Source organism: Mycolicibacterium chlorophenolicum, from assembly GCF_001044235.1.
Classification (GTDB): Bacteria; Actinomycetota; Actinomycetes; order Mycobacteriales; family Mycobacteriaceae; genus Mycobacterium; species Mycobacterium chlorophenolicum.
The window spans coordinates 15,718-30,146 of the sequence record NZ_JYNL01000014.1 but is presented as its reverse complement, the minus strand read 5'-3'; the positions used below and the strand labels follow the sequence as shown (position 1 = coordinate 30,146).

General features: G+C 66.8%; 11 protein-coding genes and 6 pseudogenes. 10 read left to right on the top strand and 7 right to left on the bottom strand.

From position 1 onward, the window contains the following. Positions 1 to 44: 44 nt before the first annotated feature. From MCHLDSM_RS06740 to MCHLDSM_RS38435, 5 genes are all read left to right on the top strand, one after another. A complete protein-coding gene (locus tag MCHLDSM_RS06740) occupies positions 45 to 1,973 on the top strand; it encodes a fumarate reductase/succinate dehydrogenase flavoprotein subunit (protein WP_048469453.1) in 1,929 nt (642 codons plus the stop codon). A gap of 3 nt (positions 1,974 to 1,976) precedes the next feature. Next, on the top strand, positions 1,977 to 2,732 hold the full coding sequence (locus MCHLDSM_RS06735; protein WP_048469452.1) for a succinate dehydrogenase/fumarate reductase iron-sulfur subunit: 756 nt from the start codon (positions 1,977 to 1,979) through the stop codon (positions 2,730 to 2,732). Between the two features lie 14 nt (positions 2,733 to 2,746). Further along, on the top strand, positions 2,747 to 3,190 hold the full coding sequence (locus MCHLDSM_RS06730; protein ID WP_048469451.1) for a hypothetical protein: 444 nt from the start codon (positions 2,747 to 2,749) through the stop codon (positions 3,188 to 3,190). An 80-nt stretch (positions 3,191 to 3,270) separates the two neighbouring features. Then, positions 3,271 to 5,007 (top strand): acyl-CoA dehydrogenase family protein, encoded by a 1,737-nt coding sequence (locus MCHLDSM_RS06725; RefSeq protein WP_048469450.1) that lies wholly within the window; start codon positions 3,271 to 3,273, stop codon positions 5,005 to 5,007. Positions 5,008 to 5,099: 92 nt separating this feature from the next. Then, positions 5,100 to 5,243 carry a hypothetical protein gene (locus MCHLDSM_RS38435; protein WP_168440066.1) on the top strand — a complete coding sequence of 48 codons (144 nt, stop codon included), beginning with the start codon at positions 5,100 to 5,102 and terminating at the stop codon, positions 5,241 to 5,243. A gap of 11 nt (positions 5,244 to 5,254) precedes the next feature. Here the strand turns inward: MCHLDSM_RS38435 and MCHLDSM_RS06720 are convergent, their stop codons facing one another. Further along, positions 5,255 to 5,752: a flavin reductase family protein gene (locus MCHLDSM_RS06720; protein WP_048469449.1), complete on the bottom strand. Its 498-nt coding sequence runs from the start codon at positions 5,750 to 5,752 to the stop codon at positions 5,255 to 5,257. 84 nt (positions 5,753 to 5,836) lie between these two features. Between MCHLDSM_RS06720 and MCHLDSM_RS06715 the strand changes: the two genes are divergently transcribed. Further along, the gene (locus tag MCHLDSM_RS06715; protein ID WP_048469448.1) at positions 5,837 to 6,502 is read left to right on the top strand and encodes a GAP family protein; all 666 of its coding nucleotides are present in this window, start codon (positions 5,837 to 5,839) and stop codon (positions 6,500 to 6,502) included. A 6-nt stretch (positions 6,503 to 6,508) separates the two neighbouring features. Here the strand turns inward: MCHLDSM_RS06715 and pe are convergent, their stop codons facing one another. Together pe and MCHLDSM_RS06705 are read right to left on the bottom strand one after the other, a co-directional pair. Continuing rightward, positions 6,509 to 7,636, bottom strand: coding sequence for an acyltransferase PE (pe, locus tag MCHLDSM_RS06710; RefSeq protein WP_048469508.1), 1,128 nt, complete (start codon positions 7,634 to 7,636; stop codon positions 6,509 to 6,511). 33 nt (positions 7,637 to 7,669) lie between these two features. Then, positions 7,670 to 7,921: pseudogene (locus MCHLDSM_RS06705) on the bottom strand (acyl-CoA synthetase); the annotation flags it as partial. Positions 7,922 to 7,973: 52 nt separating this feature from the next. On the opposite strand from MCHLDSM_RS06705, the pseudogene MCHLDSM_RS35810 reads away from it, so the two are divergent. The 3 genes and pseudogenes from MCHLDSM_RS35810 to MCHLDSM_RS40315 all read left to right on the top strand — a co-directional run. Then, positions 7,974 to 9,649, top strand: a pseudogene (locus MCHLDSM_RS35810) (MFS transporter). Next, positions 9,646 to 10,179, top strand: a complete 534-nt coding sequence (locus MCHLDSM_RS06695; protein ID WP_014805666.1) for a PaaI family thioesterase — start codon at positions 9,646 to 9,648, stop codon at positions 10,177 to 10,179. Before MCHLDSM_RS35810 ends, MCHLDSM_RS06695 begins: the two are co-directional and overlap by 4 nt. A gap of 194 nt (positions 10,180 to 10,373) precedes the next feature. Next, positions 10,374 to 10,511, top strand: a pseudogene (locus MCHLDSM_RS40315) (MMPL family transporter); the annotation flags it as partial. Here MCHLDSM_RS40315 and MCHLDSM_RS37040 read toward each other — a convergent pair. Then, positions 10,510 to 10,695: pseudogene (locus MCHLDSM_RS37040) on the bottom strand (transposase); the annotation flags it as partial. The pseudogenes MCHLDSM_RS40315 and MCHLDSM_RS37040 overlap by 2 nt on opposite strands. A gap of 775 nt (positions 10,696 to 11,470) precedes the next feature. After that, complete coding sequence (locus MCHLDSM_RS35800) at positions 11,471 to 11,980, bottom strand: type II toxin-antitoxin system prevent-host-death family antitoxin (protein WP_234713905.1); 510 nt, start codon at positions 11,978 to 11,980, stop codon at positions 11,471 to 11,473. A 320-nt stretch (positions 11,981 to 12,300) separates the two neighbouring features. Here MCHLDSM_RS35800 and MCHLDSM_RS35310 point away from each other — a divergent pair. Continuing rightward, positions 12,301 to 12,537 (top strand): annotated as a pseudogene (locus tag MCHLDSM_RS35310) (IS256 family transposase); the annotation flags it as partial. Between the two features lie 16 nt (positions 12,538 to 12,553). Here the strand turns inward: MCHLDSM_RS35310 and MCHLDSM_RS06685 are convergent. After that, positions 12,554 to 13,282, bottom strand: a pseudogene (locus MCHLDSM_RS06685) (IS3 family transposase); the annotation flags it as partial. A gap of 301 nt (positions 13,283 to 13,583) precedes the next feature. After that, positions 13,584 to 14,393 (bottom strand): mammalian cell entry protein, encoded by an 810-nt coding sequence (locus MCHLDSM_RS06680; RefSeq protein ID WP_234713904.1) that lies wholly within the window; start codon positions 14,391 to 14,393, stop codon positions 13,584 to 13,586. Between the last annotated feature and the right edge of the window lie 36 nt (positions 14,394 to 14,429).

Sequence of the window (14,429 nt, the reverse complement as noted above, 5' to 3'; positions counted from 1 at the left end):
AAGGCGCACAGAGTTTTTCATTGATCAAGGACGAGTGAGGGTTGATGGCTTCGGACGAAGCAGAAATCGAACGGCACGAATACGACGTCGTCGTGATCGGCGCCGGCGGGGCGGGACTGCGCGCGGTGATCGAGGCCCGGGAACGGGGCCTGCGCGTCGCGGTGGTGACGAAATCGCTGTTCGGCAAAGCCCATACCGTGATGGCCGAAGGCGGCTGCGCCGCGGCCATGCGCAACGTCAACACCAAGGACTCCTGGCAGGTGCACTTCGGTGACACCATGCGCGGCGGGAAGTTCCTGAACAACTGGCGGATGGCCGAACTGCACGCCCAGGAAGCCCCGGACCGGGTGTGGGAGCTCGAGACCTACGGCGCGCTGTTCGACCGCACCAAGGACGGCAAGATCAGCCAGCGCAACTTCGGCGGGCACACCTACCCGCGACTGGCCCACGTCGGTGACCGCACCGGCCTGGAGATCATCCGCACCCTGCAGCAGAAGATCGTGTCGCTGCAGCAGGAGGACAAGCGGGAACTCGGCGACTACGAAGCGCGGATCCGGGTCTTCCACGAGGTCGCGATCACCGAACTGCTGCTCGACAACGGAAAGGTCGCCGGAGCCTTCGGCTACTACCGCGAGACCGGCGACTTCGTGCTGTTCGAGGCGCCCGCGGTGGTGCTGGCCACCGGAGGCATCGGCAAGTCGTACAAGGTGTCGTCGAACTCCTGGGAGTACACCGGCGACGGGCACGCGCTGGCGCTGCGCGCCGGGTCGTCGCTGATCAACATGGAGTTCATCCAGTTCCACCCGACCGGCATGGTCTGGCCGCTGTCGGTGAAGGGGATCCTGGTCACCGAGGGCGTGCGCGGCGACGGCGGAGTGCTGAAGAACTCCGAGGGCAAGCGCTTCATGTTCAATTACATCCCCGACGTCTTCAAGGGTCAGTACGCCGAATCCGAGGAAGAGGCCGACCAGTGGCTCAAGGACAACGACTCCGCGCGCCGCACCCCTGACCTGCTGCCCCGCGACGAGGTGGCCCGGGCGATCAACACCGAGGTCAAGGAAGGCCGCGGCACCCCGCACGGCGGCGTGTACCTCGACATCGCCTCCCGCATGACCCCGGAGGAGATCAAGCGCCGGCTGCCCTCGATGTACCACCAGTTCATCGAGCTGGCCGAGGTCGACATCACCACCGACGAGATGGAGGTCGGACCGACCTGTCACTACGTGATGGGCGGCATCGAGGTCGACCCGGACACCGCCGCCGCCGCGACGCCCGGCCTGTTCGCCGCGGGCGAGTGCGCGGGCGGTATGCACGGCTCCAACCGGCTGGGCGGCAACTCGCTGTCCGACCTGCTGGTCTTCGGCCGGCGCGCCGGGCTCGGCGCCTCGGACTACGTCCGCGCGATGTCGGATCGGCCGGCGGTCACCGAGGACGCCGTGGCCAAGGCCCGGGAGATGGCGCTGGCGGTGTTCGACGGTCCGAGCGACGGCTCGGCGCCGGAGAATCCGTACTCGCTGCAGCTGGACATCCAGGACACCATGAACAACCTGGTGGGCATCATCCGCAAGGCCGACGAGATGCAGGAGGCCCTGGATAAACTGCAGGAACTCCGGGACCGCTACAAGCGGGTCAAGGTCGAGGGCGAGCGCAAGTTCAACCCCGGCTGGCATCTGGCGATGGACCTGCGCAACATGCTGCTGGTCAGCGAATCGGTGGCCAAGTCCGCGATGACCCGCACCGAGAGCCGCGGCGGCCACACCCGCGACGACTACCCGTCGATGAACGCCGGCTGGCGCAACCACCTGCTGGTGGTCCGGTCCGAGGGCGACGACCCGGTGGTTCCCGACGTCAGCGTCTCCAAGGAGCGCCAGCCCACCATGCGGTCCGACCTGCTGGAGACGTTCGAACTCTCCGAGCTCGAGAAGTACTACACCGACGACGAACTCCTCGAACATCCGCAACGGAAGGGCTGACCCATGGGTGCCTACAACGCTCAGATGCGCGTCTGGCGCGGCGACGCCTCCGGCGGGGAACTCAAGGACTACACCGTCGAGGTCAACGAGGGTGAGGTCGTCCTCGACATCATCCACCGGCTGCAGCAGACCCAGACCGGCGACCTGGCGGTGCGCTGGAACTGCAAGGCCGGCAAGTGCGGCTCCTGCTCGGCGGAGATCAACGGCCGCCCCCGGCTGTTGTGCATGACGCGCATGTCCACGTTCGGGGAGGACGAGGTCGTGACCGTCACCCCGCTGCGCACCTTCCCGGTGATGCGGGACCTGGTGACCGACGTGTCCTTCAACTACGAGAAGGCCAGGGAGATCCCGTCCTTCACGCCGCCGAAGGACCTGCAGCCCGGCGAGTACCGGATGCAGCAGGAAGACGTGAACCGCAGCCAGGAGTTCCGCAAGTGCATCGAGTGCTTCCTGTGCCAGAACGTCTGCCACGTCAACCGTGACCACGAGGAGAACAAGCTCGCGTTCTCCGGTCCCCGGTATCTGATGCGGCAGGCCGAGCTGGACATGCATCCGCTCGATGTGCACGGCCACCGCGCCGAGCAGGCCCAGGAGGAGAACGGACTGGGCTACTGCAACATCACCAAGTGCTGCACCGAGGTGTGCCCCGAGCACATCAAGATCACCGACAACGCGCTGATCCCGATGAAGGAACGCGCCGCCGACCGCAAGTACGACCCGGTGGTGTGGCTGGGCAACAAGCTGTTCCGGCGGAAGTAGGGGGAAGTAGCACCATGACCGGCGCGCCGGTGGCGGCGGACAACGTCGCCGTCGCCGGGTCGATCTCGACGTCGGGCAGTGCCGCGGTGGCCGGCTCGATCGGCACCGTCAACAGCGCGGCCGTCGCGGGATCCATCGCCACCGCGGGAAGTGCCGGCGTCGCCGGATCCGTCGCCACCGCGGGCAGTGCGGCGGTGGTGCGCTCGATCGTGACGGCAGGCAGCGCCGGTGTGGCCGGATCCATCGCTACCGCGGGCAGCGCCGCGATCGCCGGGTGCGTGCTGACCGTGCTGTGCATCGCGTGCCGCGGCTGCCTCGCCTGCCTGGGCTGCATCGACTGCGGCCGGTGCCGGGCCTGCGTCGGCTGCGTGAGCTGCGACGACTGCATCGGCTGCGTGGGGTGTGTGAACTGCTCGGGGCTGCGTAACGCCGTGGGTCTGCGCGACGTTCACGCCTGACCGGGGCGAATCGGGCGCGGAAAGCGACGCTCCTCGTTGTTTGGCGCGCCGGATTCGCCGGGGGCGCTAGATTGCCACCCATGACCGCACGCCCCCTGCTGCTCAACCCGCACTCCTTCGATCCGCCGCGGCTCGACGCGGAATCCCGCCGCCAGCTGCGCGCCCTGATCGACTGGTTCGAGCAGCGCGGCAAGGACCGGCTGCTGCGCGACGACCTCGATGCGGCGTGGGTGTCGGACTTCCTGGACTTCGTCAAGCAGGAACGGCTCTTCGCGACGTTCCTGACGCCGTCGGAGTTCTCCGGCGGGGACGCCGACAAGCGCTGGGACACCTCCCGTAACGCGGTGCTCAGCGAGATCCTCGGCTTCTACGGGCTCTCCTACTGGTATGCCGAGCAGGTCACCATCCTCGGGCTGGGACCGATCTGGCAGAGCGACAACGTCAAGGCCAAGGAGAAGGCGGCCGCCCAGCTCGAGGCCGGCGGCGTGATGGCGTTCGCGCTGTCGGAGCGCGAGCACGGCGCCGACATCTACAACACCGACCTGCTACTCACCCCCGCGGAGAACGACAGCGAGGGCGTGCTGTTCCGGGCCTCCGGCGAGAAGTACTACATCGGCAACGGCAACGTGGCCGGCATGGTGTCGGTGTTCTCGCGGCGCACCGACGTCGACGGCGCCGAGGGTTACGTGTGGTTCGTCGCCGACAGCGGCCACGAGAACTACGAGCTGATCGGCAACGTCGTGCACGGCCAGATGTTCGTCAGCACGTTCCGGCTCAACGACTACCCGGTGTACGAGGAGGACATCCTGTGCACCGGGCCGGAGGCCTTCTCGGCGGCGCTGAACACCGTCAACGTCGGCAAGTTCAACCTGTGCAGCGGCTCGATCGGCATGTGCGAGCACGCCTTCTACGAGGCCATCACCCACGCCAACAACCGGATTCTGTACGGCAACCCGGTCACCGTGTTCCCGCACGTGCGCGCGAACTTCGTCGACGCCTACTCGCGGCTGATCGCGATGAAACTGTTCAGCGACCGCGCCATCGACTACTTCCGCAGCGCGAGCCTCGAGGACCGCCGCTACCTGCTGTTCAACCCGGTCACCAAGTCCAAGGTCACCTCCGAGGGCGAGAAGGTGGTCACCCTACTGTGGGATGTGTTGGCCGCCAAGGGTTTCGAGAAGAACACCTACTTCAGCGAGGTGGTCCGGCTGATCGGCGCCCTGCCGCGGTTGGAGGGCACCGTGCACGTCAACGTCGCCCAGATCCTGAAGTTCATGCCGAACTACATGTTCAACCCGGCCGACTACCCGCAGATCGGCACCCGCGACGACGCAGCCGACGACGTCTTCTTCTGGCATCAGGGCCCCGTCGGCGGCGCCTCCAAGGTGCGGTTCGCGGACTGGGCACCGGTCTACGAGCGCAACACCGGCATCCCCAACGTCGGACGGTTCTTCGAGCAGGTCACCGCCTTCAAGGAACTGCTGGCCAGGGCGGCACCCGATCAGGATCAGCGCAGCGACCTGGACTTCGTGCTGGTGATCGGCCACCTGTTCTCACTGGTGGTGTACGGCCAGCTGATCCTCGAGCAGGCCGAACTGACGGGCCTCGACGCCGACCTGACCGACCAGATCTTCGACGTGATGATCCGCGACTTCTCCGCCTACGCGGTCGAGCTGCACGGCAAGCCCAGCTCCACCGCCGACCAGCAGGCGTGGGCGCTGTCGGCCATCCGCAAGCCGGTCACCGACTCCGCCCGGTTCGACCGGGTGTGGCACGAGGTGGCGGGCTACGACGGCGTCTACGAGATGAACCCCTGAGTGACCTGGTTCACTCCGGGGTGTGTCGGGAGTACGCTCGCGAAGAGCACCACTCAGCGACGGAAGGCAGCGCAGTGTCGCTACACCAGCCCTTGAGCACCAACGATATTCGGACCGCCATCCGAGAGATCAGCAGCCGCGCCGAGCTCGCCCGGCGGGAGGGCCGCACGGCCGACGCCAGGGAGCTCGACGAGCGGGTCAGACACTACCGCGACGAACTCGGCTACCGCCCGTAGCTGCTGCTACCTCAGGCCCCGAGCCTGCGGAACGTGCTGCGGTGAAACACGATCGGCGCCACATCGGGGTGCACGGTGATGTTGCTGACCCGCAGCACGACGATCGTGTGGTCCCCGGCGGGCACCTGCTGCTCGATGGCGCTCTCCAACCACACGCTGGTGCCGTGGATGAACACCGCCCCCCGCTCGGTTGACGCCGTCTCCAGCCCCGCGAACCGGTCGCCGGTCTTGGCGGCCAGTGTCCGCGCCGCCTCGTCATGGGACTCGCCGAGGACGCTGATCCCCAGGTAGGGCGCGTCCACCAGCCGCGGCCAGGTGGTCGACGAGTTCTGCACACAGAACGACACCAGGGGCGGGTCCAGCGACACCGGGACGAAAGTGCTTGCCGCCAAGCCGACCCGGGTGCCGTCGACCTCCGCGGCGATCGCGATCACGCCCGTCGGGAAATGCCCGAACGCCTCCCGCAGGGACGACGGGCTCAGGTCGATCTCGGAGTGTGTACCGCTCATCGCCCTCCATCTTCACACGTCGCCCGGCGCGGCCACCATGATGGGAATCCCCGTGAGTACAACGTGCCGTAAGTTGACGCCATCATGTGGTTCCCGCTCATGCTGATGGCCCTCGCGGTGAGCCTGGAGCCGTTCCGGATCGGTATGACGGTGCTGATGCTCAACCGGCCGCGGCCCGCCCTGCATCTGCTGGTGTTCCTCGCCGGAGGTTTCGCGATGGGCACCGTAGTCGGGGTGGTGGTGCTGTTCGTGCTGCGGCCTGCGCTGGGATCGGCGCATTTCACGCTGCCGACCGTGCAGATCGTGGTCGGCGCGGTGGTGCTGCTCAACGCCGCCCTGATCGCGGCGGGGGTGATCGGCCGGGTGAACCCGGACGGGAAGGCGGGCCGCACCCTCGGTCCGCTGATGCGGCGGGGACGGCAGCTGATCGACGGCCGGTCCCTCTGGGCGGCCGGGGCGGCGGGTTTGGGGATCGCGCTGCCGTCGGTCGACTACCTCGCCGCGCTGGCCCTCATCGTCGCCTCCGGCGCCGCGGCGGCCGTGCAGTTCGGCGCGCTCGTGACGTTCAACGTGGTGGCGTTCGCGCTGGTGGAGCTGCCGCTGCTGGCGTACCTGGTCGCGCCGAACCGCACGCGGGCGACGCTGACGGCGTTCTACGACCGGGTGCGTGCGCACGGCCGGCGCGGATTCGCCGCGCTGTTGGCCGCGATCGGTTGCGTGCTGCTCGCCGTCGGGGTCGCCGGGCTGTAGCCGCCGCTACGGGGGATGGTTCAGCACGTACTGCAGACCCGACAGCAGCTGGGACACCGGGTCGGCGGCGCCGCCGAACGCGGCCTGCGTGGCGGGGGCCGTCACCGCGGCGGGGTCGTAACCGTTCACCGGATCCACCGTGACGGGAGCGGTCGCCGGATCGTCGTTGCGGGAGTAGCCGGCGTCGACGTAGGGCTGCAGCACCTTGTCGAGGTCCATCAGCGTGTTCTTGTCCACACCGAGGTATTTGAACGGCAGCACCAGCGGCAGGTGCTCTTCGGGGATCATGAACGTCGTCGTCTTCGCGCCCCGCGAATTCACGGTGGTCCGGATGTTGCGCGGGGGCACCATGTCGGGCTTGGTGAACGCGACGGCGGTGTGGCCGGTCGCGAGGCCGACGATCGCGTTGGCCACCGACAGCCAGTTGTCCGGCCGGTCCGGCCAGTCGGCGATGCTGTCGTAGGCCGAGACGAACTGGTAGGTGTCGTACTGGCTCTCCACCGGCGCCGGTATGCGGTAGTCCAGCGACGGGACCACGCTGCCGACCGGGAAGTTCTGCGTCAGGAAGCTCTCACCGAAGGCGTGCCGGGCCACCGGGTCGCCGTAGGTGGCGAAGCTCAACTGGTCCGGCGGCGGCGCGGCCGGGTCGTAGGCGAGCTTGGCCTGCACGTCATTGAGCACCATCGCGCCCTCGGACAGGCCGATCGCGGTGCCACGGCCCCCGTTGCGGATCGCGTCGATGACATTCGGGGTGCCGACGTCGACCGACTCGCCCACGCTGGGCCCGTCGATGCCCAGCCCGGGCATCGATTCGCCGAGCCGGCCGATCCCGGGGAACAGCCGCTCCAGCGTGTGGCCCTGGACCTGCCCGGCGGGGTAGTCGACGATCTGCCGGTCCAGGCCGGGGAACCAGTCCGCGCCGGTGCGCATGATGTATTCGTCGTACGGGATGCCCAGCACGTGTGCGCCGCCCAGCGCGTAGGCCCGGCCCGGGGTGCCCAGCGGCGGCGGTCCGCCGGCGGGGTTCGGCGGCGGGACCGGCGCCGGCTCGTCGGCCGTGGCGACGCCGGGACCGAAACCGCCTGCCACGCCGAGGGTCATCAGCGCCGTGACCGACGCGAGGAGTCTGCGCATCACCACTCCCGCCGAGGATTCGTGTGTGCGCATCTAGGCATCCAACCGCACGAACTGGTCGGCCCGGTAGTGCTCCACGCAGGCGGCGCGTCGCACCTTGCCGCTGGTGGTCGTCGGGATCGACCCGGGCGGGACCAGCACGAGGTCCTCGACGTTGAGGCCGTGCACGGTGGAGATCGCGGAGGTGACATCGCTCTTCACCTCGTGCAGCCAGCCCATCGGGTCGGCGTTGATGTCGGTGCGTTTCTTGAGTTCGATGACGGTGACCAGCTTTTCGGTGCTGTTCCTACTGGTAGTAGCGTAGCGAAACTGCCCGTACCGGTTTGTCTGGGGTGTCATGTCAAACACCGATGCGTCACGCCCTTTGCGGTCGCTGTCGCGGGGTCAGCAGTGGACGCTGGCGGTGTCGTGCCTAGGGGTGGCGTTGGTCATCGGGTCGATGGCCGCCCTGTATACGTCGTTGTCGGATATCGCCGCCGACACGGGCGCCAGCCAGAGGCAGCTGACCTGGGTCGTCGATGGATACACCCTGGCGATGGCGTGCCTGGTGTTACCAGCGGGCGCGGTCGGTGACCGCTACGGGCGGCGCGCGGTGCTGATCGGTGGCTTGGTGGTGTTTTCCGCGGCGTCGGCGGTGCCGCTGGTCGTCCCGGATCCGGCCTGGTTGATCGGCGCTCGCGCGGCCGCCGGTGTTGGTGCCGCGTTTGTGATGCCCTCGACCCTGTCGATCATGACCGCCGAATTTCCCGCCCACCAGCGCCCCCGTGCCGTGGCGATTTGGGCCGGCGTGGCCGGTTCGGGAGCGATCTTGGGCATCCTAGGCTCGGGGCTGCTGCTGCAATTTTGGTCATGGCAGTCGATCTTCGTCGGGCTGACCGCCGCGGGAGTGGTGTTGCTGATCGCTGCGGCCACGGTCTCCGAGTCACTTGAATACGCCCATCCCGAGATGGATTATGTCGGCTCGCTTGCCGTCGCCGTGGTGATCGGGCTGATCGTCATCGCGCTCACCGAGGCGCCCCGCCGCGGCTGGACAGACCCGCTGGTCCTGGGTCTTTTCGCGGTCGGCGCTGTGGCTTCAGCGGTTTTCGTGGTCGTGGAGTTGCGCCGCGCGCATCCGCTGCTGGACCTGCGGTTGTTCGCCGATCGTGGTTTCGGCAGCGGCACGCTGTCGATCACGTTGCAGTTCCTGGTCCTGTTCGGTGTGTTTTACCTGTTGATCCAGTACCTGCAGCTCATCGTGGGCTACAAACCGTTGGGTTCGGCGTTGGCGCTGACGCCCGTGGTCGTCCCCATCGTGGGCATCTCGCTGCTGGCACCCTGGCTGGCCGAGCGGTTGGGCCTGCGCGTGCTGACCATGCCCGGCATGCTCGCGATCGCCGCGGGAATTTTTCTGGCCAGCCGCCTGCAGGTCGAGTCGAGCTACACCGATTTCTTGTGGGCGCTGTGATCATGGGCACCGGGCTGGGGATATGCATGGCCCCGGCGACGGCCGCGATCGTTGCCGCCACACCGGTGGAGAAGCACGGGGTGGCAGCAGCCGTCAATGACGCCGCGCGTGAAGTCGGCGCGGCCGTCGGCATCGCCATCGCCGGCAGTGTGTTGGCCGCCGGCTACACCGACCGGATCACGCCGGCGCTGCCCGGGCTGCCCGGCCCGGCGCGAGGACCGTTCTCCGACTCCCTGGCCGCCGCGCTGCAGGCCGGCGAGAAGTCCGGACCCGCGCGCGAACAACTCGCCACGATTGCCAAATCGGCGTTCATGCACGGTTACGGGCATGCCGGTGTGGTCTTGTCCGGGATCACCGTGGCCAGTGCGCTCATCTTGGCGATCGGGGCTCCCGGGCGCCGCGACGCGACGCTCGACGGCGCCGAAAACCGTGGCGACAACCCACTTTCCGGGACCACCGCACGACCACACAGCCACACCGGCCATGACATGCCCGATGACCACGACGAGCCGACGTCGGGTTACCAACAGGTGGAAAGGATGGAAAGGTTCGACGACTCACCATGACGACACCGATGCCAGGGCAGCCGCAGCCGGTGACGCTGCCGTCGCATACCGCGACGTGCATGGGGTGCGGCCCGGACAATCCCCACGGGCTGCACCTGAGGGTCTACCGCAGCGGCGATCAGGTCTACAGCGACGTGACCTTCGACGAGCGCCACATCGGTGCAACGGGTTTGGCCCATGGCGGCGCGGTGGCGGCTGCCTGCGACGACCTGCTGGGGTTCACCCTGTGGATTGCCGGCACTCCCGCGGTGACGCGCAGCCTCACTGTCGAGTATCTACGGCCGGTGCCGTTGCATCAGCCCCACCGCATCGTCGCACACATCGTCTCGCGAGATGGCCGCGCCCTCAACGTCATTGGCACCGGAACAGGCAGCGATGGGGTCACCCGGTTCACCGCCAGCGCGGTGTTCATCACGGTCGGCACCGATCACTTCGCCGCCCACGGCGATGTGGCCGGTTTCGGTGACCTGCTCGAGCAGTTCTCCCGCAGCAGCGGCTCCCGGCCCGACTCGTACGACCCACTATCGTGACCGTCTTCGGTACCCGCCTGCACCTCAAACGGCAACAGCCGGGCCGGATTCGGCGCCCGACCTGGCACACACGGCCGACAACTCCACGCTCGCGCGCGTCGACACGTCGCCGCGAGGCGATTCTGGATGCGGCGCTGACCGTGGCCGCGGCCGGTGGCTAAGAGGCCGTCCAGGTTCGGGCGGTCGCCGAGCGCAGCCGCTACCACGAACAGCGGCGCGCCGGGGTGCCCGCCGATCAATCGGCCACCTACGCCACCGCCAGCATCGGGCGGGTCATTCTCGCCGCAGTGGCCACCGTCGCATTCGCTTTCCTGTCAATGGTATTCGCCAAACCCCGTCACGCGCACCCTCGTCGACCTGATGCTGACGGATCCAGTTGCGCTGGGTTTCCGCGGTCATGCCCAGCCGCTTGGACACCGCGGTGATTGCCGCCCACTCGCTCGGATAGTCCTCGCGGTGATCCAGCACCAGACGCACAGCCCTGGCTCGGGTCTCCGGGTCGTACTTACTCCCCACGATATGCACCTTCCCAAGAGCAGAGGTGCGCATCAAACGCGGGAGGCTTCAAACCACGCCTACTGCGGCTGCAACTGGACAGGCAGACATCGGCTGTGGCTGGGAAGTGCGTTCGGTGACGCTCAGGTGCACGCCGAGCAATCGGGGCACATGGTCGCGTTCGACCCGCTACTCGATCTGCGGAGCGCGAACAAGCTATGACGCGGTGCGTAGCAGGATTGTGCGACAAGCGCTTCGAACATCAGGCCGTCTATCGAGTGACGCTCACCTGTCACTGCACCGTCCACTACTGCGTCAGGGCGTTCGTGGCCGCGGTGAAGCGCATCAATCACCGTTGCCCGACGTGCCGACAGCCAGAAGCCACCGTGGCCTCATACGCGCTGCTGAGAGGACGCTAAGGGAGACCACGCACAACGTCCATCGCTACGCATCCAATAGATGTCGGTGCCGCGTGTCTACGATCATGCAATTCCGATTTGTATGAATGTCACGACATGGCGAGTGGGATTGCATATTCGCGAGAATCTCAGCGCTTCCCGAGTCCATAGCGTGTCGTAGCAGACCGGAGGAATGACTCACGTAATTCCTGTCGCCCGTGGGCGATCGGATGCAGCCGCCGCCGCAGCGCCGCCGCAGCGGCCGGTGCACCGCCTCCGCCTCCACAATGGCGGCACCCGGCCAGCACCTTGTCCACGACAGCCCCTCAGCGAACGCCGGAACCAGTTCGATGCCACTGGAAAGCCTCTCTATCGTTCCGAAAGGCGAGAGGGGTCAACTACGACGGCTCGAAGAGGTCGTCCGTTGCGGTCACGATTCGAGCTACCAACCTGCCGCGACGGGAAACCTCGACGGTCTCACCTGCCGCAACCCGTTTAAAGTAGTGCCCTCCGCGGGTTCGCAGTTCGGTGAGTCCGATCCGACCGCCAGCGTCGCGTGACTCGCACTTCGTCGGATTACAACTGGCCTCAGCGGAGGCCGCTACCGCCACAATCCTGGCCACCGACCGGCCGCGCCACACGATTGCGAGCGACTGGCCTGCCGCAACCCGATCGAAGCAGCGGCCTGCGCGAGTACGCAGATCATCGAGCGAAACTGTTCGGTCGGAAGCCTGGTTTAGCCCGACCGGCTTGCCGTCGGATGGTAAATCCGGAACCGCTGTAACTGGCTCGATCCGAGCCACCAACTGACCACGACGAATTATATCAAGCGACTCCCCGAACGTTACCCGCTCAAGATAACCGCATGTGTCGCTGCGAAGTTGACCAAGACCAATCGCTTCGGCCATGGCGATATAGTGCCCATATGTGAGCTTCGAGTCAACGTGGCGCGTTGAAGCCCTTCCGCGTTCGTGGTAGTAAGTTGTGAGAAATGCCCACTGGGCGAGGTGAGGTGAGCCCGTCGTAGTGGTCCAGTCGTTGTGGGACTCTGGTGCCCGGTCTGCGGCAAGGAAGAATCGACAATGACATGGCACGGTTGCGTCCACCAAGGTGGTGTACGAGTCGGGCTTGATCAGGATGTCCGGCGTGTCGTAGCCGAATGATTGAAGGTCATCGCGTGATTCTTCGAGAGACCGACCAAAGTCACTCGAGCAAAGGAATCGACGCGATGACCACCGCCCACGATATCGACTGGCCCGCCGTGCTGGCCGATCGACTCACCACCACCAGCCCCGACGTCCTGCGCGAGCTGCTGGCCACGTTCATCCACACCCTGATGGGCGCCGAAGCCGACGCGCTGTGCGGCGCCGGCTACGGCCCGCGCAGCAGCGAGCGGACCAACTCCCGCAATGGCTATCGGCACCGCCAGTTCGACACCCGCGCAGGCAGCCTGGACCTGGCGATCTGAAGCCTCCCGGGTTTCATGCACCCTCGGGGTTCTGTGAGCCGGCCGGTTGGTCGGTCACGAGTTCGGAATAGTAGCGGGCCTCGGCTTCGGCGGGTGGGATGCGTCCGAGTCGATGCATGAGGCGCTGTTGGTTGAACCAGGCGACATAGTCGGCGGTGAGGTACTCGACATCGCCCAGGGTGTGCAGCGGGCCGCGGCGAAACGGAGAATCCGCTCGGATGCATTCGTTCTTGTAGAGCCCGATGGTGGTCTCGGCCAACGCGTTGTCATACGCATCCCCGACACTGCCGACCGACGGGCGCAATCCCGAAAGGCTAAGTGTTTCACCGAATCTCACGCTCGTGTACTGCGATCCTGCGTCGCTGTGATGGATGCCGTCCTCGATCGGGTGGCCCTGACGACGGCGGAGCGCGGCGGCCTGGCGGATCGCGGACTCGACGAAACGGGTGTGTTTGGAGCCCGAGGCTTCCCAGCCCACAATCGACCCGGCGTAGGCGTCGATGACGAACGCCACGTAGACGAGGATCCCGGTCACCAACTTCACGTAGGTGAAGTCGGCCACCAGCAGCGTGTTGGGAGCAGTCACACCGAACTGTCGGTCCACCAGATCCGGTGGCCGCACCGCGGCCGGGTCCGCGATGGTGGTGCGGACCTTCTGCTGGCGCCGGACGCCCTGCCAGCCATTGGCCCGCATCAGCCGTTCCACGGTGGACTTGGCCACCGGGATGGCCTCACGTTGCACAACCGTGGACCAACAACACGGGTACAGATCAACTGGACCACCAAACGGGTCCCCCTCAGAGGGGCTGTGTCGAAATCGGTCTGGTGTTACGGCTGCTTGTGTCGAATTTACTTTCGGCCTGCGGTCGCTGAGGGAAAGTCTGGAAGGAGATGGATTAGGTGCCGTCCGCCCATCAGTGGCGCGACGCACTGACGGCGTAGACGAATAAGATCATCCCAGCACTGCCACCCACCCTGGGATTGTCGGAACACCGGCGGATCTAAACTTGGTCTGACAGCCCTATATCACTTGGCGACCGTACTTATTGCTGCGGTGTGAGGTCCAGCTTGGTCATGGCGTTCATGCCCGTGATCAACCAGTCGGCGTCGTGACGCTCCATCGTCAGGCGATACGACAGATAACGCAGCGACGGAACGTTCTTGCTGACCGGACTCGTGGACACCGAGTTGGTGTACACCAGCGCCATTGCCTCAGACAGACCCAGCGATTCGACGGCAGTGCCCATCACCTGCGTGGTGTTGGTGACCTGCGCCTGCCTGTTCGGCTCAACGATCGCGTCGATGTAACGGCGGTATTCCGTGGCGAACTCACCGGCTAGGTACTGCGACGAGCGGTCCGGCAGCGACGCCATGTCGTCCGGGGTGTAAGTCCACAGTGTGGTGATCGCGTCCGCGGCGGTCCGCGCGATGTCCAGCTTGGTGTCCACCGCGGCACGGTCCGACAGATATGGCTGCAGCGTGGCTCCGGCGAACGCGCCGGCGGCGACGAACAACATCGATGCGACCGCGGCGGTGATCAGCAGGTGCTTGCCCGCGGGCCGGGCCGAGACGAGCACGAACGGCTCGGGTTCGGGTTCGACGTCCGGTTCGGCTTCACCGTTAAGTCGCGCCGAGTCGTCTTGATGCGCCCGGTCGTCCGGTTGCGCCGAGTCATCAGGTTGCGGGTCGGGCGCCTCGTCCATCTCGGTGGGCGGTTTGTCCTCCGCCCGCGGCTGGGCGGCGGCAACGTCCGGATCCTTCGTTGTTCGGCGCGTCTTTCCGGTCGGGACGCGGCGCTCTGGCGCAGCCTCCACCGGATCCTCCGCGACGCTGTCGTCGGTCGCTTCAGACACACCGGGCGTCGACCGGCGCCATGGCCGGCGCCAGTG